The following is a 22,641-nucleotide window of genomic DNA, read 5'->3' as shown; positions in this document are numbered from 1 at the left end:
CTAGAAGCGCGTGTTGATTTCAAGCTGCAAGACATCGATGTCGAACGGCGCGCCGTACACCGCCTCGGAGCTCAGCCAGCGGCCGGTGGCGAAGACGTTCTTGGCCAGGCCGTAGTTGCCGCCGAGGAAGTAACCCTTGGCGTTGGTGCCGCCGAGGTGGAACGAGGAATCGTTGAAGCCGTCAGGCAGCGCATCGGGCTGGATGTACTTGTAGCCGGCGAACAGGTTCCAGTCGCCCTGCTTGGCCAGCTCCAGGCTGTTGCCCAGGGTGAACTGCACCATCCAGGCGTTGGCGCCGCTTTCCAGCTCGCCGTTGCTGTCCAGGTTGTTGACGATCTGGCCTGCGGAGCGCTTGCGCATCTCGCCTTCGTCGTAACCCAGGTTGTGGATGTAGTTGGCCTGGCTGCGCAGCTTGAAGTTCTCCGGCAGGTCGGCGTCCCACACCAGGTTCAGGTCCAGCAGGTTGAACTCCGAGGCCAGGCCGACGAACTGCGGCTGCGCGGTGGCGGCCGGGTTGAGCGGGTTGGGCGTGATGTCGCGCAACAGGAACACACTGTTGCCCTTCTGCATGAAGGCCACGCGGCTGCCGTCGCTGTCGCAGCCCGGCGCCCCGGCCCAGGGTTCGCAGGCACCGGAGCGCTGGCCTTCGATGTCGTCGAAGCGGTAGTAGGCCAATGCGCCCTTGAGCCGGTGGTTGCCGTTGATCGCCCAGTTGGCGCCGATCTGCGCGCCGTACAGCCATTTGTTGTCGCTCTCTTCCTTGTCGAAGCCGTTGCTGGTGGAGGTGTCGTTGGTGTACTCCACCGGGAACGCGCCGACCGTACCGAACAGGCCCCAGTCGCGATTGAGCTTGTGGTTGAAGATCGCCGCCACGCCGTCGAAATTCAGGTCGTTGGAATACAGCAGGTCGGTGGAGAAGAACGGGTTGGCGATCCGCCCGCCGGTCAGGGTCAGCGCGTCGGTGGCCTTCCAGGTCAGGTAGCCCTGGTCGAGCCAGATGTCCTTCTTGCCGAACCCGCCGCCCAGGGTCTGGGTGGTGGACACCGGGTTGTTGTCCGAGCCGGTACCGATGCGGATGCCGGCGGTCCAGTCCTCGGCGACCTGGGCCTTCATGCCCAGCCGGGCGCGCAGGCGGAACAGGTTCTCGCGGTCCTCGCGGGTGTTGAGCAAGGGCGGCAGGTTGGAACTGCTATTGGGGTTGACGTCGTACGGGCCTTTGTCGTTGAGTTTGGCGAAGTCGACGATTTCGTTGCTGTTGCTGCCCGAGTAGTAGCGCGACTCGTCGCGCAGGCGAATGTCGCCGTCGAAGCTGATGCGCGACACCCAGTCCGGGAAGGTGTTGGGCTGGGCCCAGTTCTCCTGCTTGGCGGTGGCCATGACCTCGGCCTTGACCTGGTCGCGGATCTGGTCGCGGACGATGGCCGGCACGTATTGCACCCGCACATCCCCCGGCGTTGCCGCCGGCCCTGCCGCCACCGCGGTGCTGGCCTGGCGCGCCTGCTGCGCTTCGCGCTCGGCCTGGGCGATCAGGCCGTCGGCCTGTTCCTGTTTCAGCACGCCCTGCTGCACCAGCAAACGGATCAGATTGATCGTGGCGTTTTCCGAGGGCGCGGCGGGCGCGGCCGCTACCGGTCCCACCAGGGTCGCGATGACCATGCCGATCGCCAGGGACAATCGATTCACGTTGGAAATCATTTGCACACAGCTCCTTTTGGCAAAACTTGCATCAGTCGTTCGGTTAACCCGGACGCCGCCCCTGCAGGGACAGGCGTACAGGCAGGGTCAGGGAGGCCGGTGGCCGCTCCGTCAGATGCGCCGCGCCGCGCAAGGCGGCCAGCACCTGGGTGTCGATTTGCGGGTTGCCGCTGGACTTGACCAGCTCGACCCGGGTGATCTCGCCGACGGCGCTCAGCCAGACGTCGGTTTGCAGCGAAAAGGCCTGGTTGCGCAGGTCCGGGTTTTCCCGCAGCACGCGCTGGAAGGTGAAGGCCAGGAACTGGCTGTAGGTGCCGTTGCCCAGGCGCCCACCGCCGGAGCCGGCCATGCCGCCGCCCTTGCCGGCGCCGATGTTGAAGGCGTCGCTGCCGGCCTGGGCATCGCCATCCATCTGCATGGGATTGGCCAGATCGTCCACCGGCGACGGCGGCGCCTCTTCCTCGGGCTTGACCTGCTCCGGCTCCGGGGTCGGTTCCGGTTCGGGCACCTTCTCCTCGACCGGCGGCTCCGGCTCCTTGGGTTTTTCCGGCGGCGGTGGCGGTGGTGGCGGCAGCGGGATGATGGTTGGCACCTTGGGCGCCTCGCGGCGCACCCCGCTCATGTCGTTGGCCCACTGCCAGAGCAGCCAGGCGGCGCCAGCCCCCAGCAGCAGGCCCACGCCCCACTTGAGCAGGCGCGGCGCCGTGCGGTTCTTCACTGGCGGCAGCTGGATCGGTGGTGGTGCGATCGGTGGTGGTGTGATCGATGGTTGTGCGGTCATGGCTCAGCCCTGGCTCGGTTTGCCGGTGACCAGCCCGACCTGGGACAGCTCCAGCCGGCGCAGCAGGTCCAGGACCTCGATGACCTTCTGGTACTGCACCGTGGCGTCGCCGCGCACGATCACCGGGAAGTCCGGGTTCAGGGCCTTTTCCATGCGCAGGCGTTCTTCCAGCTCCGGCAGCGTCACCGGGTAGGCATCGAGGAACACCTGGCCGCCGTCGTTGACCGAGATCGCCTTGGTCTTGGCCTCGGACAGCGACACCGAAGCGCTGGCCTTGGGCAGGTTGATCTGGATCCCGGAGACCTGGGCGGTGGCGGTGAGGATGAACATCACCAGCACCACCATCAGCACGTCCACCAGGGGCGTGATGTTGATGCTGTCCACTGGCGCGTCGTCATCGTCGTCGTGGGAGGCGTTCACAGAAGCCATGACGTTTCTCCTCAGGCCGGCACGCTGGCGTTATGAGCCCGCGCGGGCGCGGCTTCACTGGACTGGCTGGCGCCATGCAACTCGGCCAGGCGGGTGATGAACTCGTCGACGAACACCCGCATGTCGGCGCTGACTTCCTTGTTGCGGGTGATCAGCCGGTTGTAGCCAAACAGCGCCGGGATCGCGACGAACAGGCCCATGGCGGTGGCCAGCAGGGCCGCGGCCATGCCGGGGGCGATGGCGTTGATGTTCACGTCGCCGGCCATGGCCGTGCCGAGGAACACCACCATGATCCCCAGCACCGTGCCCAGCAGGCCGATGTAGGGCCCGCCGGCGATGGCGTTGGACAGGGTCGAGAGTTTGGAGCCGAGCTGCTGGTTCTCGCGGGTGCGCACGCCGTCCATGGAGCAGCGGATGGCTTCGATGGTCGCCGCCGAGACCGACGAGGTATCGGCGCCCTGCTCGCGGCGGGTGCGGATCTCCTGGACCGCCACCTGGTACAGGCGCCACAGCGAGGAATGCTCCAGGTGCTGGGCCAGATCGCGGTCGTCGGCGAACATTTCCAGGCGGGTGCCGACCCGGGCGAACTGCTCGCGGAAGATCTGGTTGGCACTGCTGATGCGGCTGACCATGCGGTTCTTGCGGATCATGATGATCCACGACTGGAACATCATCAGCACCAGCACCGCGATGATCACCCAGGCGTCCACCGGCACGGCCTTGAGCAAGAAACCCAGGCTGCCGAAACCGAAGCCCGACTGTTCTTCATCGACGCCGTACACCACCAGCTTCGACTCGGCGCCCTGGGCCGCGGCATCGGCCAGCAGCAGGCCGGCAGGACGGGCCACCTTGGACAGGCGCAGCTCGTCGATGGCGCCATTGAACGGCAGGAAGGCACTGGCCTCGGCCGTTGCCCCTGGCGTTGATGCCGGCGGCAAATCGGCGCCGATGGCCAGCGGCGAATTGAACGCCGGCAGCGCCACCGCCAGGCGAGCGCTTTCGCGGCCATTGACCAACAGCGCCAGCTGGCTGCCCTGGGCGGTCAGGGCCAGGTGTTGCCACTGCCCGGGATTGAGCGGCTGGGTCGACACCGCGCGCTGGCCGTCGACCTCGACAAAAGGCACGCCCTGATTGACCCCGATCAGCAGGCTGCTGGCCCCTTCACGCCGGGCCAGCAGCAACTGTTCGCCGCTGGCCTGGTCCAGGCGCAGCCAGGCACTGAAGGTAAAGGCGCCGTCGGCGCTGTGTTGCAGCGACGGGCTGGCCGGCAACAGCAGCGGCTGGCCGTTGAACTGCAAGGCCCGGCCGATGACCCCGTCGATGCTCGCGCCGGTGGCGTTCTGCGCATGGTTGCCGTAGGCCGTGGTGTCCTTGGCCGGGGTGCCGTTGGCGCCGTCGAAGTGATAGAGGGCGACGTAGTTCGGGTCGAAGGTCAGCTGGCCGTTGGCGGTCGCCGGGGCCTTCTGGTTGCCGTAGTACATCCAGATGTCCTGGCGCTGGCCGCCCTCCACGTTCGGCACGTCGACCCAGACCAGGGCCATACCCATCAGCGGGTCGAAGCTTTCGATCTGGTGGTTGAACACGGTCTTGTCGTCGGCGCTGACGAAGCGCAGGTCGGAGCCGTCTTCCTTGACCCCGTCGAAGCTGAAGTTGCCGGTGTGCAGGCGCACCAGCAGCGCGGTGCGGCCCAGGGCCTGGTTGATGGCCGCGCCTTGCGGCGTGGTGTCGATCGAGATCTGCTTGCGGTAGTGCCAGTCGTCCTGCCACCACGCCTGGGCGGTCGCCGGGAGCACGAAGCCCAGGCAGATCAACAGGGAAATCAGTAAGCGCTGCATGAAAGTTACTCCGTGAAAGATCAAAACGTCGCCTGCACACTGAAGTGCACGCGCGAGTCCTGTTTCTGGGTGTTCGGTCCATCAAGCAGCGGGTAACCCCAGTCCAGGCTGCCGGAAAGCCATTTGCTCAAGCTGGCGCGGGTGCCCAGGCCGACGCTGGCCAGGCTGTAGTCGGCCTCCTGGTCGGGAAGCTCGTCGCGCAGGTACATCCGCGCGCCTTCGGCGAAGGCATAGAAACGCCATTCGTTGACATAACCGCCCAGGTACTTGGCCAGGGACGGCGTGCGCAGTTCCTGGGAAAACAGGTAGCCGTCGTCGCTGGTGCGCTCGGCCGCCAGGTAGCCGCGCACCGAGGTGGCGCCGCCGGCGGAGAACTGCTCGTTGGACACCAGCGGCCCCGAGGCCAGCTGGAACGCCGCCTTGGACCCGGTCTGCCAGTCGTTGGCGAAGGTGTAGGTGTAATTCAGGTCGCCCTTGAGCACGGCGAAACTGGGGTTGGCGCGGTAGCGCTTGTAGTCGAAGTCTTCGTCCGAGCTGCCATAGCCGAACAGGCTGCGGGTGCCGGCCACCAGGCTCAGGCCGAGGCCCAACTGGGAGGTCTCGGTATAACGGAAACCGTTGTAGGCGAAGGTGAACGGCGCGTACTTGAGCGGCACCTTGTCGCTGTCGCCGCCCAGGCTCAGCTCCTCCTCGAAGTCCTTGAAGTCCACCCCGACCGAGAACGAATTGGCCCAGCTGCCACTGGCCGGCAGGCTGTAGATCAGCGACAGGCCGTAGGAATGCCCCTTGCCCAACACGTTGCTGCCGCCGATGGTGGCGACGTTGCTGTCGGACTGGTAGCCGGCGAACTGCAGGCTCCAGCGCTCGTTCAGCGGCGCGGTGTAGGAACCGGACCAGACCTTGGCGTTGTCCTGGTCCTCGGGCGCGGTGAAATAGGTCAGGGAAATGCTGTGGCCCAGTTGCCAGAGGTTGTTGTAGCCCAGGCTGGTGACCGCCCGCAGGTGCTTGGTGTCGGCGCTGTAGTCGTTGTTCAGGCCGACGCTGGCCTGCCACGGGTTCTGGTCTTCCACCTGCAGGTCGACGTCCATGGTGCCGGGGCGCTGGCCTTCGCGAACCAGCGGCATGACCTGGCGCCCGGGGGTCTTGTTCAGGCTCGCCAGCTGGCCCTGGACCTTGGCGAAGTCCGGCACCTCGCCTTCCTGCAGCGCCGGCACCTCGTCGCGGATTTCCACCGGCGAATAATGCTTGGCCCCCACCACCCGCACCCGCCCGACCTTGGTCTCGCTGACCTGCAGGTAGACGATGCCGTCCTCGACCTTCTGTTCCGGCAGCTCGACGAACACCGACTGGTAGCCGCGGGCCTGGTAGACCTTCTGCAAGGCGTCGCGGGCGCCCTCGATATCGCTCAGGGCTTTCTGCGGGCCGAGGAAGGGATACACCGCTTCTTCGATGGCCCGGGCATCGAGCACGGTGTTGCCGCGCACGAAGTACTCATTCACATCCACCAGCCGCGCGGGCGCGGGCGCGGCCTCGCCTGGCGCCGCGCTGCCTTGCACCGGTTCGCCCTCCACCGGGCCGCCCTCCTCGGCCAACAACGGCTGGCTCAGCGCGACCAGCGCCAGCCAGCCGCACACCGGCAGCCAGCGCCTGGTCGGCCCCGGCCGCCATCTCTTGAACAGATGCTCCACACCGCCCCCTAGATTTCCAAGAATGTCCAACCGCGTCGAAACCGCCGTCGCCGTCTGTACGGCGTTTGGCCGCCTCAATTGCTCAAGGTCGATGTCGTGGCGTGCTTGGCCAGCCAGCTGTGCAGCAGCGCGAAGTTCAACGAGAACTCGGGCATTTGCAGCAAGGCGCCACAGAACACTTCACCGATGATTTTCTGGATCAGCAGCACCGCCCGCGCATCGTTCAACAGCGTGGCGATATCGCGGCTCAGCACGCCGAGGCTCCAGACCTTCTGGTTCAGGTCCAGGCCGACGAACCAGCGAAACAGCAGGTTGTAATTGAGCTGCTCGTACAACTGCTGCTCGCCGGGCACCGAATACAGCAGCTGCAACAGCAGGATGTGCATCACCGTGCGCGGGGCGATAAGCATGCCGGGCTCGGCATCCAGGCCCTGGAGGATGTCGCGGTGCTGGTCGAGCAAGGCGTCGATCTGCGGGCGCAGCAACACCAGCGAATGGCCCGGCGGGATGTAGCTCGACACCTCCTTCAAGGCGCCCTGCCAGTCATCCTGGGAAACGATCCAGACCCACGGCGCCCCGTAGCGATAGACCGACACCGGCTTCTTGCGCGCGGCCTCGACTATCTTCGACAGCCGCTGGTCCAGCTCCTGCATGCCCACTTTCGCGTAGCGTTCCATAGTCCCCATCACCTCACTCCCGGCGTCCCGCCTCGGCTCAGAACAGTGGCCAGAAGGCCCCCTCAAGCGCGTCACATATCCATGACGGGACTGGCGAAGTGCTACCGAACTTTTGTCACAAAAGCTTCATTCACCCCAGGAAGGTTCGGCCAGGACAGGCCAGAGGGCGCCAGGGTGCCTGGCCTGGAAATATGGAGTGGAAAGGTGGGGGGCGGTGACGCGGTGAACGCCACACGGCCGGCATGCGAGAATGTCGATCCCTCAACCAGGCTATTGCAGACAAGGACACCCCCATGACAGACCTCAGGCCCACGGAACCCGGGACTGTCGACGCCATCGCCTACCAGCGGGCCTCCTCGGCCTTGCAGCGAGCATTTGCCTTGCTGCAGCGGCGCGTCTATCCCGAGCCGGACGTGCCTGAAGACGCCGAAGCCGCCCCGCTGCACGCTCCCGTGTTCGACACCTTCTCGTTCTACATCTGCGCACCCGACCGGGTGCTCAGCTACGCCGCTGTCGCCATGAAGACGATCGAGCATGCCGGCCACACATTCGACATCGCCGGGCTCAGCTGCGTCATGACCGATCCCGCTTGCCAGGGACAAGGCCTGGGCCTGAGGACCGTCGCCGCGGCTACGCGCTGCATGGAACACAGCAATCTCGATATCGGCGTCTTCACCTGCGACCCACCGCTGGCGCGTTTCTATGCCCGGGCAGGCGGCTGGCCCATTGCGCCCGACGTAGTGCTGATCGGCAATCGACACGAAATGGCGTTACGCAGCGATACGCTGGGCAAAGTCGTTCTGTTGCGCCTGTTTTCACCCAAGGCAATCGCGACAGCCTCTGTATTGACCAGCGGGGTCATCGACCTCGCCCTGCCGGATGGGCAGTTTTTGTAGTGACAGGGCTGGGGTGATGGGCAGGCCGCTGCTGCGCAGCAGGCATCGAGCGCGATCCCCCGTAGCCGCTGCCGCAGGCTGCGATCGGCCGGAACGGCCGCGACGTCGTCATGCCTTGAGAAGGACTAGATCAAACAGAACTGCCTGCTGCGTTGATAACCAGAAAAGCCTTACAAGCGGCGGTGAACTCGCCTTATTCCCGCCCGGCACAGGCCGGTTTACCTTCGACTAGTCGCCCAAATGGCGACCGGGTTTGGCGACCTGACACCAGAACTGATGCAAAACCTCCTGCTTGCAGGTACTTTTGCATCCGCACGACCGCTTGATGACGGCTGTGCGTGGGAGATCTTCGGGTCTGCCGGCTTTACTTCTGGTGTCGGTTCGCCAACCTGCGTACAGCCGTCACCCTTTTCGTTTGGCGACGATGGGGTGACAGCTCAGATAATCAACCAGAGGTGAGTTTATGAACCGTTACGTGCCAATTACCGGCCACGACTGCAACATCCCTTCCTTGCTTATAGATACCCAAGCGCCTATCGATGTGCTGCACGATGCGGCCGCTTATCGCATACGCGCAGTGACCCAACTACTGGAAAGTTTTTCGGTAGCGGATGCCCCTCGACACGAACCTGTTCTGCTTCAGGAACTGACGCTGGTTTGCAGCATCATGCTGCGCGATGGGTGTGATTTGATGGATGTGGCGGGACGGAAGTTGCACGAAAGGATTTTGGTTTAAATAGTGATGGGCGGTATTGCACCGCCCATTTTAGTCCATCCAAAATTTGGACAAAACGAAAAAATCGCGTGATGCAGGCATTTGGTGTCACGAAAAACAAAGTGCCCCGGCAAAAGCTGGAGCCTAAACTCAAACACCAGATGAGATCTAGCACTTCCCTAAAAGATGTAATCCCCCAGCAAGAAGTCAAACAAAACCACTTACCTCTATAATTTCAGAAGGATTTACAGAAAGCACAAAAAGAAGACTTTTTATTTGCACCGGCAAATCACAATACCTTCTACAAACTTTAGGCCTAGCTATCAATTTGTAACCACCATCACCACTAACATCATGACTAAAAATGCCTTTTTTGGCCATTTCAACAAACGAGCTCAAATATTGCTCACGCTGAGCAAGGCTATTAAAAACAGGTAAATTACCCTCAATAATCTCAACGCCCGAATCACCAATTATCGAATGAAAAAAATCATAATTAACTTCATACTCAGAAATTGATTTCCTTACCATAGCAGGAACAACACCTCGCCCCCCCGTTGCAAAGTGGGCAAGGAGTCCATTTTGATAAGAGGCAAACCAATCTAAATCATTGACCTCTAAAAACTCTTCATCCATATCCATCACTCTGCTCCAAACATGTTAGTGCAATTCTCGCAACGAGGAACAATCTCTCCCGTTCTTGGGCGAATTGCAGAGGTAAACTTAATATCACTAAGCTTAAGACCGGGATTATTCAACAGCAATTCATTAGCCGCTCTAAATTCGGCACAGCGTCCCAATGTATTGCCACACGCAGTTTTAACCCCCAGCCCTCCCAAACTTTCAGCGTATGCCTTTAATTCAGGTGCAATCTCACTCGGAATCGCTCCACTCGACGTTGTTACTATTTTCCCTGTCAACGGATCTACGGCACCAATAACAGTTGGTGGTTTATATTTGCTAAACGTACCGATATATTGCTCTAACTGGTGACGAGCGTCATCAAGAAGCTTACCTATCTCCTCTGCGCCTTTTGCACCTTGTCCCGCTGCACCAATTCCTTTTGCACCACCCGCTGCCACATCATCAACAACAGCCCCAGCACCGGAGGCAACCTTCGAACCACCCGTCAGAACAGGTGCTAACGCCCCTGCAATGGCTCCGCCATCGCCTACAGCATCCAGAAGAAGCTTACCCCACTGCCCTTGGTTGAGGTACTGCGCCTTCTGAGTAGCACCGGCTGACTCACGCAGGCAGGAGATATCCCCGCAGTTGAGCCCTGCCTGCTTCATTTCAATTAGCGTGTAGGTCTTACAGAAATCCGACTGACAATTCCCCAACAACTTTTCAGTGAGAATACCTTGGGCCTGGTCATATTGAGCCTGCTCGGCAGGCGTAAAGGCATTCTGCTTATCAGCCAATGGTTTCCATTGGTCAAGCGTGTCATGAATACACTGAACCTTACCCTTGCATGCCTCATTCAGCTGTTTGGCCAACTGCTCTTTTTGATCGTGCTCCAGGTAGTTATAAACCGTCCCCTGCTGCGCCACCCATCCTGCAACCTGCTGATCCTTATCACTCCCTCCCGCTGCAGCCGCAACAGTCATACCGAGCAGTTGAGAAGTCATTGCCAGCACTTGCTCATGAGCGACACCAGGGAAGATCTTGTCCCCTACCATCTGGATCAAGGCTTTGTTGGCTCCGGCTGCCAGCGCTGAAGTCGCGAAGTCTCCACCCGCCGCCTCTCCGATCAACCCACCAACAATCGCATGTACTGCAACCTTGGTCGGTAAACCGCTCCCTACCAGACTGTCGCCAACTTTCTCGTAAATGGCGCCAGTCAGCATATCCGCCGCCAACCCCACTGCTGCCTGGCCCAGGTTGTCCTTGAACTTCCCTCCATTCACAACTGTTTTCAGGGCTGAATTGACTGCCAGGCGGGCACCGACATTTGCCCCGGCAAGACCACCGCTCACACCGGCAGCCGCATAACTTTTCAGGCTATCGCTTGAGGTGACGTCCTTTACAACTGCGCCTAGGTTGCCTCTGTTATTAATCGTGCTGATTGCTGCTCCACTGGCGGCCGAAGTAATCATGGCAGTGGCGGCCACGTTGCCCCATCCAGCAGCCGAAACAGCTGTGGCAGTACCCGCCTGGACCATCGCAGACGTTCCAGCCGCAGCCATCGCACTTCCAGAACCCGCCGTTGCCCCAGCTGCGGTTCCCACCGCCGCACTAGCAGCCCCCGCCGTCAGCACCGTCACAATGATGATGATCGCCAGCATCGCCCCCTGGCCAAGGCCCGAGTGGCTGTACTTGAAGCTTTCGTGGACCTCTTGCACCTTGCGCCAGTCCACGTCACCGCGTTTTTCGGCTTCCTTGAGCCAGGCCAACTGCGGATCGGCCTGCACCATCGCATCAATGGTCTGGCTAACCGATTTCTGGTCGATCTGCTTGATGTCGATTTTCAGACCATCGACAGCCTTGATCGCCAGTTCGCCCTGTGCCACCAGCTCGCTCTGGCGCAAGGTTTCATCGGTGTTGCCTTTACCCTTGGCACTGTTCCACGACAGGCTGCTACTGCTCTTCTCGTGACTCTCCTGATGCAGATCCTTCACCCCTTCAAAGGTGATCTCCCCACCGCTCTGCAACGTCAGGTCATTGCCGCTTTCCAGCTTGGCGGCCTGATACTTCTGGTCGCCGCCGCTGACCAGGGTCAGGTCGCCGCCGGTGGTGATTTCGCTGCCGATGTTTTTCACATCGGTGACTTCGTCGCGCTTGGTTTGCTTGCTGCCAAAACTGCCCTTTTTCTTTTTGTCGTACAGCGAGTAATCGCTGTCTTGCGCCGCCAGCAGTTCAAGCTTGTCACCGGCCACCAGGTAGGCTTCGTCGCCGGCCGTGATACGGCTGGAGATCAGCGCCATGTCCTTGCCGGCACTGAGCGAGACATCGCCGCCGGCGTTGAGGGTGGTGGCGACCTGGCTGACGTGGTCTTCCTGGCGGGTGACTTTCTTGGTCTTTTCGTAGGAGTGCTGCTCGTCGGCCGCCGAGGACAGTGTCAGGTTCTCGGTGGCCGCCATGGCGATGTTGCGCTTGGCCTCGATTTCGCTGGCGATGGCGTTGATGTCGCGACCGGCCTTGACCGTCAGGTCGCGGCCGGCGCTGACCTCGGCGCCGATCTGGGTGATATCGCTGCTGTAGTGTTTTTTACCCAGCACCAGGCTGTTGCTGAGCTCAGTGGACACCAGATTGGCGTCGCGCCCCGCGCTCAGGTTCATGTCCCGGCCGCTTTGCAGCACGCCGCCAGGGGTGCTGAGGTCACGACCGGCGGAAATGCTCATGTCGTTGGCGGCTTCGACACGCGCGGCGCTGTTGGCGTAATCCTTGTGCGAATAGCCCCGTGCCACGCTGTCCGCCGAGGTGACGCTGCGCTCGTTGAGCACATCGCCGCTAATCGTGGTCATCGTCACATCACGCCCGGCGATGATGCCGCCCGCCTTGTTGACGATGTCGTTGCCCGCCAGCAGGTCCAGGCGTTTGCCGGCCTCGATCAGGCCGCTGTTGACCAGGTTGTTGCCTGCGGTGGCCGACAGGTTGTTGGTGGCGCGCAGGGTGCCGACGTTGTCGAGGTTCTGCCCGGCGATCAGGCTGACATCGTTACCGGCAATCAAGGCACCGGTCGGGCCGAGGCGGCCTTCGGCCTGGGCCATGTACAACACCGGCACCAGGACTTTTTCCCCATTCACTTCGTGCTCTTCGAGCCACACGATGTCGTGGGTCAGCGCCGCGACCTGCTGTGAGGTCAGCGTCACACCCACCGACAAGCCGAGCTGCTGCTTGCTGGTGATGGCGTTGTCCATCAGGTACTTGAAGAGTTTTTCGTCCGAGGTCTGGCCGTCGATAAAACGCTGGCCTGTGCGGGCGACGACCGCCTGCTGGATCAGCTTCTGCTCATAGAAACCATCGCCCAGGCGCTTCTGGCTCTCGTCGGGGTTATAGCCCAGGTTGGCGAGCAGATAGTCCGAGCTCATGAACTGTTTCAGGTCAGTGAGCACCGGATTGGTTTCAATCAGGTACTTCTGCGGATTGGGCTTGAAACTGGTATCCGGCAGGCCCTGCACCCGGGCCAGGGTTTGGCTGGCCACTGGTGTCGCGACCATTGGGCCGGGGGTTTGGCTGTTCCCAGGCGTGGTCACGCCGGTCGAGGGGGCCAGCGGCAGCGTTGGCACGCTCAGGTCCGGCCCCGTGGCAACTGCGCTATGGCTGGCGCCTTCGACCTGCACGGCTCCCACCTGAGTGATCGCGCCTGCATTGCCTTCATAGCCTGGCAACAGCAGGTTGCCGCCATTATCGGCCGGGGCACTGACATCGAGCGCACTGGCACCCACGTTGCTGTCGGTGACCTGGCGAGTAACCCGGGTCAGTTGTCGATCGCTGGAGGCCACTGGGGCAACATCGGCAATCTGGAAGCTACGCGCCTGAATGTCCGGCAGGTTCTGTTGACGCTGGGCGGTGCTGACCGAGGCGCTGCCCATGCTCCAGTCCTGCGGCCCGCTATTGGCCTGGGTCGCCTGCTGCACCGCTGCGCCCTGCCCACTCAAGCGGAACAGGCCATTGGGCCCTGTCGGCAATGCGAAGCCGGGCAGGCTCAATGGGTTGACTTGTTGCTGGGCCAGATCGGGAGGCAGTTGGCTATTGATCCGCACAACGGTGGTGCCGCTGGTATTCACCTGGGTGTCGGCGACTTTATTCGTACCACCGCCGACGTTGTAGTCCTGATGGATGACGCTGTTCTGCAGGTCCTTGGCGGCGGTGATCGAAACATTGCCGCCCGCCTGGATAACCGCATTACGGCTGCCTGCGGTGCTAACGGTACCGCTACTGTCCTTGGCGATTTCAACGTCGCTGAGCAGTTTGTACTGAGAGAACTGGCTCGGCAGTTCAAGCAGGTTGTTCGGGTCGTACTGGGAAAACGTCGTCTTTTCGAAGCCGTATTCCAGGCCGGGAAATACGCGGTTATAGACGCTGCTTGTATCGACGCCTGCCCCCGTAGCGACGTTGTTGAGAGACACCACTGAATAGCTTTCACCGTCTCCCCCACTGTAATCCTCCGATTTAGCTATGGCCTTATGAATATTGTCTTGCAAATCAAGGTAATACACATAAGGGAAATCAGGGTTGTTGCGCTGGTTATAGGGCGTCAGGACATCGGAGAAAAGCCGCCCGGTAGCACCTGCGCCCATGTCGTAGACCTTGTACAGGCGCGTGCGCTCGATGGTCCCGTTCTGCGCGCCGATGTTCTGCAGGCTGTCGGCAGTGATATTGATATTGCCGCCCGCGCTCACCGTGCTTTTGCTATTGAGAAAGCTGCCGCCCTGGAACACCAGATCCCTGCCGGCGGTCAGCACCGCCGAGGCACTGGTGTCGTTGTCGATGCTCTCGTAGACCTCGCGGGCCGCCAGGGTGAAGGTGTAAACCTTCCCTTTGCAGTCATTACACATATTGGCGATAAACCCCGACAGCAGCTTACGGCTGCCCGACGCCACCGCACCATCGGTCCGGTTCTGGAACACATCGGCGTTCAGCGCGAAGGTCCCGCCGCTCTCCATCGAACCGGAGACGTTGTAGACCCCCGCGGCCCGGGCAGCGCCGCCATAGCCGCCGATCGCCACATTGCCGAGCCCGTACAGGTCGCCGTTCTGGTTGGTCAGGTTGGCGACGCTCAAGGTCATGTCGCCGCCACTGAAGATCAAGCCCTTCTGGTTCAGCAGGCTGGACGTCCCCAACTGCAGGTTGGCGCTGCTGCCCAGGGTCCCGAAGTTGTTGATCGACCCGGCATTGACGTTCATCCCGGAAGCAGAAGTCATGCGCCCATAGTTGTTGAGCTGCCCGCCGATATTGATCGTGGCATTGCCGCCGCTGGCGACGCTGCCGGCACTGCCCAGGCTCACGGCAGCGGCCGTCAGCCCCAGGTCGCCCAGGCTGGTATAACGCCCGTTGCCGCCATAACTGCCGCCCAGGTTCAGGCTGGCCGTACCGTCGCTGGCAATCAGGCCATCGTTGGCCCAGTTACCGCCGTTGCCCACCAGGCTGGTGGAGGCCAGCAATTGCCCGCTGCCGGTCTGGGTCAGGTTGTTGACGTTGATGGTCAGGCGCCCGGCCTGGATCACGCTGCTGTTGGTCCAGCTGTCGGCAGCGAGCGTCAGCCCGCCTCGGGTGACGAGACTGCCGCCGGCATTGGTGACGTTGGCCGTGGCGATATCGAAAGTGCCGTTGCCCACATGCAACAAGCTGCCGCCCTGGTTCTGGAAGCTTGCGGCATTCAGGGTCAGGTCACTGTTGGCGCTTTCCAGTTTGCCGTTGCGGTTGTCGAACAGGCCGCCGATCTGGAAGTCGGTCTTGCCGCCGGTGCCCAGGGCCCGAAGCTGGCCGGTCTGGTTATCGAGGCTGGCGGCACGCACGCTGAGGGTGCTGTCGCTCTCGATGATGCCCATGCGGTTGTTCAAGTGACCGTTGAGGCTGAGGTCGATCCGATTACCGGCGATCTGGCCGTCGTTGTCGCCGCTGTTGTCGAAATTATTGCCGCTGACGTAGACCAGGCCTTTGGCATACAGGCCGCCGTTACGGTTGTCGAAGTTGGCGGTGGTGATCAGTGCATCGCCGCCCTGGGCCGAAATGCGCCCGCCATAGTTATCGATGCCGCCCAATACACTGAGGTTCAGGCGCTGAGCCTGAGTGATGCCGCCCTGGCGGTTGTTGGTCAGGTCGTAACCATTTTTCAACACGCCGACGACACGGGCTTCGAGAGCGCCCTTGAGGCTGGCGAGGGTACCGCCGCGGTTATCGAGATTGGTGGCGCTGACCTTGAGATCGCCGTTCTGGGCCAGGAGCCGGCCGCTCTGGTTGTCGATATCGCCGGTCACGGCCAGGTTCAACGCGCCCTGGCTTTGCACGGTGCCCTTGGCGTTGCCCAGGCTGGCGGCAGTGAGTTGCAGGTTGCCGTTCTGGCTGTAGATCAGGCCGTCGCCGCTGTTCTGGACAGCACCGGAGCTATTGATGACCAGGGTGTCGTTGCTCGCGACAGTGCCGCGATTGCGGTTATCCAGGCCACCGCTGAGCACGCTCAGCAACCCCTGGCTGACCAATTGGCCGCCCTGGTTGTTGATCTGGCTGCTACGGCTGATCACCAGCGGACCGCCACTGGCTAGTTTGCCATTGGTGTTCGTCAGGTTGCCCAGCAGGTCGAGGTTCACCGCGCCATTGCTGGCCAGGCTGCCGCCGGAGTTATCCAGGGTCGTGCCGGTAAAGCCCAGCGACTGCTGGGCATTGATGTTGCCGCCGTTGTTCAAGGCCATGGCTTGCAACGTCAGGGCCGCGCCGCTGTCGATCGAACCACCCAGCGTATTGTTCAACAGCCCGCCAACGGTCAGTAACTGGGCCCCGCCGCTGGACAGAATGCCTGCGCTGTTATCCAGGCTGGCCGCCTTGACGGTCAGGGTCTTCTGGCTGACCAGCGCGCCGGCGTTGCTGTTGAGCAAGGCACCGCTGACGCTCACATCCAGGTCGCCACTGCGGCTGGACAGCGTGCCGTTGTTGCGGTTGTCGAGGCTGCCGCCATTGACTGCCAGCCCCTGCCAGCCAGAGATCAGGCCGCCCTGGTTGAGCAAGGTGTCGCCTGTCAGCCCCAGTTGGTTCTGGCTGATCAATTTGCCACCGCTGCTGTTCAGCGTACGACCGATAAGGTTGAAACTCTGGCTGCTGGAAATCTCCCCATTCTGGTTATTCAGGTCGCGCAAGCGGTTGATGCTCAGCGGGCCTTTGGCGATCAGCAAGCCATTGCGGTTGTCGAGGTCACTGCCCGACAACTCGAGACGCACACCGCTGTCGCCCAGCAGGCGACCGCCATTCTGGGTCAATGCCCCCAGGGTCAAGGCCATGTCACCTTTGGCCGACACTTCCCCGCCGTCATTGGAGTTCAGGCTGTGGGCGGTCAGGCTCAAACCGCCCTGGCTGTTAATCAAGCCGTTGGCGCTGTTGTTCAGTGCCATTGCATTGAGGGTCACGGCGCTGCCACCGAGCAGGGTTCCCCCCTGGTTATTCAGGTCAGCGCTGCCGAGTATCAGGTTCTGCTTCGCGTTGATCAGGCCTTTGTCTCGGTTGCTCAACAGGCCGGCAATATTCAGGTTCAAATCGCCACGGCTGTTAACGGTTCCCTCGGCGTTGTCCAGGCTGGCGGCGCGTACATCGAGGGCCGCCGCGGCAATCTGGCCTTTGAGGTTGCTCAAGGCCTGATTGACCCGTAGGGTCACGGCCTGGTTGCCGAGAAGCTTGCCGTTGCTGTTGTCGAGGCTGTCGGCGACAAGCGCGAAGGCCTGGGCACTGGAGATTTCACCGCCCTGGTTGTCAACGTCCTTGAGGTTGTCGAGCACCAGCGACGGCGCATTGATCAGGCCGTTGCGGTTATTCAGTTGCCCCTGGTGCAGGTCGAGGGTGAGGCTCGTTTCGCTGAAGAGCTTGCCGCCCATCTGGTCGAGGCCGGTAACGCTGGCCGTGAGGGCCTTGACGCTGCCGATGCTGCCGCCGTCCCGATTGGTGACCTGGCCGGCGCTGAGGGTCAGGCTGTCGCCACTGTTCAGGCTACCCTTCTGGCTGTTGTCGAAGGCGCCAGTGGTCACGCCGACCACTCCCTTGCCGCTGATCACGCCTTGCTGGCGGTTGTCGAGGCCGGCGCTGTGCAGGTCGACGCTGCCGTCGCTGACCAATTTCCCGCCCTGGTTGCCGAGCGTAGCGCTGACCTTGACCTTCAAGGCGCCTGCGCTCGACAGGCTGCCGCCGGCGTTGCTCAGGTTGGCGCCGGTGACATCGAGTGTGCCTTCGCTGCTGATCTGGCCCTGATCGTTCGTCAGGTCGCTGCCCAGGCCCAGCCGCAGGTCCTGCCCGCTGAGCAAATGACCGGCGGTGTTGTCCAGGGTCTGGCCATCCAGGGTCAAACCGGCCTTGCCGTCGATCAAGCCCTGATTGCGGTTGAGCACCTGGCCGAGGGTCATGCTCAAGCCCATGGCCGCGATGATCTGACCGCCGTCACTGTTATCCAGGCGGTTGCCGGTCAGGCTGATGCCGGCACTGCCGGAGAGTTCGCCGCCCCGGTTGTCGATCTCGCCGACCTCGAGTTTCAGCGCTTTTGTAGCCGCCACCAGACCATCCTGGCGGTTGTCGAGCGCGCTGGCGGTCAGATTCAGGGCACCGCTGGCGATAAATTCACCGTTCTGGTTGTCGAGGGTGCCGAGGGTGGCCGACACATCGGCCTTGCCGGCCACCGAACCATCGCTGTTGTCGAGACGGTTGGCCGCCAACAGCACTGCCCCGTCGCCGATCAGCGTGCCATTGCGGTTGTTGAAGGTCTGGGCCACGCCCAGATCGACAGCGCCACGGCTGCTGATCATGCCGCGGCTGTTGTCCAGGGAGGCGCTGCGGCTATCGAGGGACGCAGCGGAAACCAGCCCGTCGAGGTTGTTCAGGCGCTGGGCGATGCGCAGGGTCAGGCCCTGGTCGCTCAGCAGCTTGCCGCCGCTGTTGTCGACGTTTTGCGCAGCGACGGTGAAGGCCTGGGCGCTGGAAATTTCGCCTTTCTGGTTGGCGACATCCTTGAGGTTCTTGAGTACCAGCACGGGCCCGTTGATCAGGCCGTTGCGGTTGTCGAGCTGGCCGTTGTTCAGGTCCAGCTCCAGACGGGTCTTGCTGAAGAACTCGCCGCCTTGCTGATCCAGGCCCGTGACGCTGGCGGTCAGATCCTTTTCACTGGCAATGCGGCCGGTGGCGCCGTTGCTGACCTGGGTGGCGGTCAGCTCCAGCGTACCGTCACTGGTGAGGTGGCCGCCCTGGCTGTTGCCCAAGACACCGGTGGTGACACGGGTTGCGCCCTTGCCGTTGATCACGCCGTTGTGGCTGTTATCGAGGCTGGCGCTGGACAGGATCAACCCTTGGTCGGTGATGATCGAGCCACCCTGGTTGAGCACTGCCCCCAGGCTGGCCAGCGACAGGGCGCGGGCGCCGCTGAGCTTGCCCGCGGTGTTGTCCAGCGTGGCGATATTGAGGGTCAGAGCCTCTTCGCTGCTGAGCAATCCGGTGTTGTTGAGCAAGGCCCCGTCCAGGCGGATATCCAGGCCCTTGAGACCAGAGAAACTACCGCCGGCGTTATCGAGTGTGGTGCCGGTCAGGTGAGCAGCGCCCTGGGCAAACAGCTTGCCCTTGGTCTGGTTGATCAATTGCGCCACGGTCAGCTGCAGGTCGCTAGCGGACAGCAGCTTGCCACCGTCGCTGTTGTCCAGACGCTGGCCCGTGTGGCTCAGGCTGCTTTCGGTACTGGAGATCTCCCCCGCCCGGTTGTCCACCTGGTCGACATTGAGGATCAATGCGTGGGTGCTGCCCACCAGGCCGCCGCGATTGTCGAGGGTCTTGCCAGTCAGCAGCAAACTGCCTTTGGCGACCAACTCACCCCCCTGCTGGTTCAGGGTGTCGAGGGTTGCGTCCAGATCGCCCTGGCTGGCGATCCGGCCTTTGCTGTTGGTGACTTCCAGGGCCTTGAGCGTCAACGGACCGACCGCACTGAGCAGGCCGCCGCTGTTGTCCAGTCGCGAGCCTTCATAGCCCATCGCCGCCTTGCCGGTCACCACGCCCTTATCGCGGTTATCCAACTGTCCGACCAGTAACTTCAGGTCCTTATCGGCCTGGATCAGCCCTCCCCGGTTATCCGCCAGGTCGCTGCGCAAGGTCAGCCGATCCTTGCCGGACAGGCTACCGCCACGGTTATCCAGACGGCCGGTGGTCAGCTCGATGCCGCCGCCGGCCCTGAGTTTCCCCAACTCCCGATTATCGAAGGCTCCAGCAACTGTTGCCGTCAGGCTGCCATCGACGGCCAGCAGCGTTCCCGCCGCGCGGTTGTCGAGGCTGCCGGCGGCCAGGTTCAACGCCTTGCCGGAGCCGACCTTGCCGCCTTGGTTGTTCAATGCCCCGCTCAACTCGACGCCAAGACCAAGGTCGGCCGTCAGCTGGCCTTGGGTATTGTCCAGACTCATCGCCTTGAAGGTCGATAACCCGGCACTGGAAACGGAGCCATTAACGTTGATCACCGCACCTTCGACGTGCAAGGCCAGGCCCGAGTCGCTGCCCATCTTGCCGGCCGTGTTGTCGATGCTAGCGGCCCGGACATCCAGGCCATCGGCCGACACCAGTCCCCTGACGTTGTTCAAGGCTTGGTCGATGCGCAGGCCCAATGCGTTCTGACTGATCACCTTGCCGTCGGTGTTGTCCAGCGTTTGCGCGGCCAGGGTGAAACCCTGATCGCTGGAAATCTCGCCCTTCTGGTTCGCGACACCCTTGAGGTTCTTCAGCAATAACTGGCCTGGGGCGTTGATCAAGCCGCCCTGGTTATTCAGTTGGCCGTTGTTCAGGTCGAGGCTCAGCCCCGTGCTGCTGAACAGTTTGCCGCCTTGTTGATCGAGGCCGCTGACGCTGGCCGTCAGGGCCTTGGTGCTGGAGATGCTGCCTTGGGCGCCGTTGTTGAGCTGGCCGCCGCTGAGGTCGAGCGTATCGCCGCTGACCAGAGTGCCGCCCAGGTTGCTGATGGTGCCCGGGCTGGTGAGCTTCAAGTCCTTGACGCTGGAGAGGTTGCCGCCGTCGTTGTTCAGGCTGCCGACCTTGAGCAGAATGGCGCCATCGCCCTTGAGCGTGCCTCGGGCGTTGAGCAACTGCTCGCTCGCCGTAAGGTCCAGATTGCCCTTGGCGTAGAGATTGCCACCCTGGCCGTTGTTCAACCGCGCAGCCTTGACCTGCACAGCCGCCTGCCCGGACAACTGGCCATCGAGTTGGTTGTCGAGTTGTTCGAGGTTCAGGTTGATGTCGCCATTGGCGAGCAGTTTGCCGCCATTGCTGTTATTCAGCGTGGTCCCCGTCAGTTTCAGATAGCCCTGGCTGGAGACGCTGCCACCCTGATTGTCGAGACTGCCGCCCCCCAGGTTCACTCCCTGGACGGCGCCCAGCGAACCGCCCTGACGGTTATCCACTCGGTTGGCATTGAGCGTCAGGACGCCACCGGTGCTGACACTGCCGCTGCGGTTATCCAGAACGCCCGCCGTGTTCAGGTCGAGGCCGCCCTTGCTGACGATTCGTCCCTTGAGCTGGTTGTCGAGACTGGCACTGTCGAGGGCCAGCCAATCGTTCGCTGACAACAGGCCGGCCTGGTTCAGCAAGTGCCCGGCAATTTTCGCTCTCAGGCTCGCACTGCTCAGTAACGTGCCTTGGCTGTTGTCGAGACTGGCGCTGTTGACCAGTGCAGCGCCGGTGCTCTGGACCCGGCCGCCCTGGTTATTGAAGGCACCGCTGGCATTGATATTCAGAGCGCTACCGGCCGCTATCAGACCGGCGACGTTATCCAGGGAGGCAACATTCAAGGTCACCCCGGCCAGGCTGGAAATCTCAGCGCCAGCGTTACCCAGCGCCGCCACATTGGCGACCAGTTCACCATTGCTGCTCACCAGCCCGCCCTGGCTATTGAGCAACTGGTTGGCATTCAGATTCAGGCTACCGCTGCTCAGCACCCGCCCCTTGTTCTGGTTATCCAGGGTCGCGGCGCTGACGTTGGCGCTCTGCCCCGCGCTCAAGGTGCCACCCTGATTGTTCAGGGCTTGTGCCGCGTTCACCCTCAGATTGCGGCTGGCAATCACGCTCTTGCCGCTGTTGTCGAGGTGCTGCGCGCTCAGGCTGACATCGCCATTGGCATTGCGGCTGTTGTCGGCATTGACCCCGGCTTCGATGATGCCGCTGTTGGTCAGGCGGCCGCCGGCGCTCAGGCTGATGCTGTCGCGCGCGGTCAGGTTTTGTCGGTTGTTCAAGTCGCCCTGGGTTTGCACAGTGAGTGCGCTGCCGGCATGGACCGATCCTTGGGCATCCAGACTCGCCGCCGTGACCTTGACCGCGCCATTGGCCGCCGAGGCGTCGACCATGCGCAGATGGCCATTGGCATCGAGCTGGATATCGCCGCCGCTGGCGATCAGTTTGCCGTCGAGTTTTACCCCGACCCCGGCCTCGGTGCCCACCAGCCTGATCGCCCCGGCATACATCCCGCCCAGGGCCGAAGAGTCGATCGCCAGTTCCGGCTTGGTGCTGCCGTCGTCGGCGCGCGCCGTGGCGTTCAGGGTCCGGGCGTCGACGTCGTTGCGCCCGGTGACGATGGTCAGGTTTTTCGCCTGGATCTCGGCGTTGATCTTGGCGCTGCGGGTGATGATCTCGAAGCTGTCGACGTTGCTGGCGTTGAGCTGCGCGCCGTCGATGGTCACCTGCCCCTGATCGACCTGGTAACGGCTGAGCTGGCCATTCTCGATCACCGGCTTGCCGGTGGTCAGGGTGGCTTTCGGGGTGTTGATGAAGCCGCAGCCGTTGCAGCTGATGCCATAGGGGTTGGCGACAATCACATGGGCCGACTGCCCCGCCACTTCGGTGTAGCCGCGCAGCTGGCTCGGGCTGCCGCCGTTGACTTCGTTGAGGATGGTTTGCGCCGCGACGCCCTTGAGGTTCGGGTTGCCGACGATGATCCCGCCCAGTTGGGTGCTCTGCGTGCGGTCTGTGGCGTTGTTGAGGATCACCCCCTGCTGGCCGACGTTGTAGTCGTGGAACTGGTTATGCGACAGGCCGCTGCCATTGGGCGTGGCGATATTGACGATGGGTACGCCGTTGCCCGCCTGGCCCAGGCTGGTGCCCGGCGCGCTGACCACGATGCCTTCCGCCTGGGCCCACAGCGGTTGCCAGAACATGGCGTTGGCCAGCAGGAACGCCAGGCCGCGCTTGGGCAGGCCGCAGAAATGCTCGCTGTCTTTCACACGCGCAGAAGGTTGGCGAGCCAGGAAGGCAAATTGGCGAACGTCCATGTC

The 22,641-nt window shown here is 62.5% G+C and carries 10 protein-coding genes; 2 read left to right on the top strand and 8 right to left on the bottom strand.

The window, feature by feature from the left end; all coding sequences use genetic code 11:
* From BMY68_RS06145 to BMY68_RS06120, 6 genes are all read right to left on the bottom strand, one after another.
* The gene (locus BMY68_RS06145) at positions 1–1,695 is read right to left on the bottom strand and encodes a putative porin (RefSeq protein ID WP_085530990.1); all 1,695 of its coding nucleotides are present in this window, start codon (positions 1,693–1,695) and stop codon (positions 1–3) included.
* Between the two features lie 43 nt (positions 1,696–1,738).
* Complete coding sequence (locus tag BMY68_RS06140) at positions 1,739–2,476, bottom strand: energy transducer TonB family protein (RefSeq protein WP_085530992.1); 738 nt, start codon at positions 2,474–2,476, stop codon at positions 1,739–1,741.
* 3 nt (positions 2,477–2,479) lie between these two features.
* A complete protein-coding gene (locus BMY68_RS06135; RefSeq protein ID WP_007928991.1) occupies positions 2,480–2,905 on the bottom strand; it encodes an ExbD/TolR family protein in 426 nt (141 codons plus the stop codon).
* A gap of 11 nt (positions 2,906–2,916) precedes the next feature.
* Positions 2,917–4,740: a DUF2341 domain-containing protein gene (locus BMY68_RS06130; protein WP_085530994.1), complete on the bottom strand. Its 1,824-nt coding sequence runs from the start codon at positions 4,738–4,740 to the stop codon at positions 2,917–2,919.
* Positions 4,741–4,760: 20 nt separating this feature from the next.
* Positions 4,761–6,428 (bottom strand): ShlB/FhaC/HecB family hemolysin secretion/activation protein, encoded by a 1,668-nt coding sequence (locus BMY68_RS06125; protein ID WP_239694068.1) that lies wholly within the window; start codon positions 6,426–6,428, stop codon positions 4,761–4,763.
* A gap of 74 nt (positions 6,429–6,502) precedes the next feature.
* The gene (locus tag BMY68_RS06120; protein ID WP_169897782.1) at positions 6,503–7,114 is read right to left on the bottom strand and encodes a transposase; all 612 of its coding nucleotides are present in this window, start codon (positions 7,112–7,114) and stop codon (positions 6,503–6,505) included.
* Positions 7,115–7,398: 284 nt separating this feature from the next.
* Between BMY68_RS06120 and BMY68_RS06115 the strand changes: the two genes are divergently transcribed.
* On the top strand, positions 7,399–8,001 hold the full coding sequence (locus BMY68_RS06115) for a GNAT family N-acetyltransferase (protein WP_085530998.1): 603 nt from the start codon (positions 7,399–7,401) through the stop codon (positions 7,999–8,001).
* Positions 8,002–8,464: 463 nt separating this feature from the next.
* A complete protein-coding gene (locus BMY68_RS06110; protein ID WP_085530999.1) occupies positions 8,465–8,737 on the top strand; it encodes a hypothetical protein in 273 nt (90 codons plus the stop codon).
* A 186-nt stretch (positions 8,738–8,923) separates the two neighbouring features.
* On the opposite strand, the gene BMY68_RS06105 is transcribed toward BMY68_RS06110, so the two are convergent.
* Together BMY68_RS06105 and BMY68_RS06100 are read right to left on the bottom strand one after the other, a co-directional pair.
* Entirely contained in the window at positions 8,924–9,358 is a 435-nt protein-coding gene (locus BMY68_RS06105; protein ID WP_085531001.1) for a hypothetical protein, read from the bottom strand.
* A complete protein-coding gene (locus tag BMY68_RS06100; RefSeq protein WP_239694067.1) occupies positions 9,358–22,638 on the bottom strand; it encodes a two-partner secretion domain-containing protein in 13,281 nt (4,426 codons plus the stop codon). Before BMY68_RS06100 ends, BMY68_RS06105 begins: the two co-directional genes overlap by 1 nt.
* Between the last annotated feature and the right edge of the window lie 3 nt (positions 22,639–22,641).

This window comes from Pseudomonas sp. NFACC41-3 (genome assembly GCF_900109505.1).
GTDB lineage: Bacteria > Pseudomonadota > Gammaproteobacteria > Pseudomonadales > Pseudomonadaceae > Aquipseudomonas > Aquipseudomonas chlororaphis.
Note: the sequence above shows the minus strand (reverse complement) of the source record. Positions and strands in the feature narration are given on the sequence as shown.